Genomic DNA, 2,588 nt, shown 5'->3' with positions numbered 1-2,588 from the left:
TGGTACTCGTCCAGTGGCTGGGCCGCGCCGCCGACGCTGGCGCCGACGCGGTAGCCGGCCAAGGCACAGACGGGGTCCAGTGTGGAAAGTGCAATAGTGTAAAAACCCGCAGAATCGGCGCCGGTGTCGCGCAGATCGCCGCTGAGGTTGACCTGTTGGTAGCCACCGGCGGCGCCGTCGCCGTAACCCTCGGCAAGCAAGCTGCGATCGGTGCCGTACAGCTGCACGCGGACGGCGCAGGTATCCGGTGCAGTGCCCTGGGCGAAGGCCCGGATCGACAGGCTCAGCCGGTCGCCGGCAGCCAACGTCAGGCCGAGCAGTTGGCGCTCACCAGCAAAGCCGAGCACGCCTTCGCGTTCTGCGCCTCCGCTGAGCAGGAGCTCACGCACGAGCTCCTGGTTGTCGCTCGCTGCCTCAACAACGAAACGCGTGCCGTTCTGGCGACCATCGCTGGCGACGAGCTGATAGCGGTGCTCGCCATCGAGCTTGAGGCCGGCGTCGAACCAGCCGTCGGCACCGGTGCGGCCGATCTCGGCCAACGGTGCACCGCCCACGGCGTAGAGCACGCGCACGTCCTCCATCGCGGCGTTTCCGGCGTCGGCGTCGAGCGCCCGCACGCGCAACCGCGCCGCCGGTCGCAACACCACGGTGTAGTCGTCGCGCTCACCGCCCACGGCGATGCTGCCGCTGACTTGACGGTCGCTCTCAGCCGTCCCAAAGCGCGGATCGCTGACGCGCACGGTGTAGTCGCCTTGCGGAATGTTGGCCACAAGCACGCGGCCTTGCGCATCGGTGCGCCCGGCCACGCGTTCGCCGGCGAAAGTGCTGGAACGCAGGTAGACGTTGGCATCGACCACCGGATTGCCGCCGGCCGAGTTCACCTGCAACTGGGCCGAACCCAGAGGCAGCAGAACCACCTCGCGCACGGTCGGCTGCAGGCCGGCCTGAACGTCGAACGTGGAAACGTTGTCGGCGCCGGAGATCGGGTCGATCACGGTGAGACGGTAGCTGCCCGCCGGCACAGCGCTGAAGTCGAAGTGGCCGAGGGTGTCGGTGACCGCTTCGCGCTGCACCGGCCGTTTGCCTCGGTTGACGCCCAACGCGCCGGCAGCACAGCCGCTGTCGCACTGGTCGTAGCCCTGGCCTGCCGCCTCGCCGGACAACTTCACGCGCGCGTTCACCACCGCCTCAGCGTTGGCCGTCAGCGCGGTTCCGTGCACGCTGCCGGTGGGCTGCATCGGCACTTCGATGGCCTTGATCTGGCCCACAGCAATGTCTACCTGCTTGCTGAGGCCACGCAGGCGGCGCTCGGGCGTCTGCGCCTGCGGGTGCGGGACGTCGAAGATGAAGTCGTAGCGGCCTGGCGGCAGGCCTGGATAGGCGAACGTGGCATCCAGCCCGACGGGCACGTAGTCGTTGTTCGGTGGATCGGGATCGTGGATCGACAAGTACGCCCGACCGTGGGTCACGGAATAGTCCGCCGGACCGACCGCTGTGCCGTAAATGACGCCGCTGTCGAACAACAGATCCTGCTCGCCCGAGGCCGTCACCGTCGCACGGCGCGACGGAATTTGCGTGACCGGATGGCCCGCGAAATCCTCAAAGCAGCCGCCGTCCGGCTGCGCTTCAAGGTTAACGGCCACGCCCTCGGGCACGGCGACGGAATCGTCGGCGCCGAGCTGACCGTCGAAACGGTAGCTGCCAGCCGGCGGCTGGCCAGCGCCTCCGCTGCCGGCCACCAGGCCGCCGATCGCCGTGCCGCTGGGACACCCGGACATTCCATCCGCGCGCAGACCCCACTGGCGGTTGAACAGCGGATGTTCGGACTGCGCGGTGACGTGGGTACCGGGCACCGCAATGCGCCCGTCGCCTTCGTAAACGACACCGCGGACGCTGGCGGTCAGCGACGGCAGCGGCTCGACGCTGCTGCTCACGTCCGCCGGTACGGCGAAGTTGGCGATGGCGGCCGCCTCCTCCGGCGACAGGTCGCTCAGCGCCTCCGGCGGCAGCTGCACCAACCGTTCGGCGGCCGCGCGCGCGCCTCGGCGGTTGATCTGCTGGACGGCGAAATGCAGCAGCGACACCTTGACACCCGCCGGCACCGTCAGCGTCGACCACGTCTGGGTCAGCACGCCGACGCCGTTGTCCTGGACGAACGCCACGCTGTCGGGCGCCTGAGCACCGGAAGTGGCGGCGAACACGTGGGCCAGGCTCGGCGACTGTTTCGACAGGCCGATGTCGCCATCGTCCTCGTCATCGGCCAACACCCAGCGGTCGGCCGCATCGACCGCAGCATCGCCGGAGGAGGTAGCGAGGATGCTGGCCAGAGGCATGCGGCTCTGCACGGCGACGGCCACGCTGACCGGTGTGGCGCCAGGATTCTCGAAAGTGTCGATATACCGCGCGAAATAGCTGCCGCGCGGCACGTAGACCTGGCGCGACAACCTGAGGCCGGCGACGGTGCCCACCTGCTCGATCTGGAACTGTCGCCGAGCCGCCTGCAGGCGTGCGCTGCTGGCACCGCCGAACGCCTGACCGTTGACGCTGAGCTGCACGGCACCGTGGTCGTAGGCCTTGCTGCTGCCGGT

The 2,588-nt window shown here is 69.0% G+C and carries 1 protein-coding gene; it reads right to left on the bottom strand.

Translation table 11 applies throughout. The features are described 5' to 3' along the window. A partial coding sequence (locus DFR29_RS28715) for an MSCRAMM family protein (protein WP_133822068.1) occupies positions 1–2,588 on the bottom strand: 2,588 nt, incomplete at both ends.

This window comes from Tahibacter aquaticus (genome assembly GCF_004363655.1).
Classification (GTDB): domain Bacteria; phylum Pseudomonadota; class Gammaproteobacteria; order Xanthomonadales; family Rhodanobacteraceae; genus Tahibacter; species Tahibacter aquaticus.
This window is presented reverse-complemented; position numbering and strand designations above follow the sequence as displayed.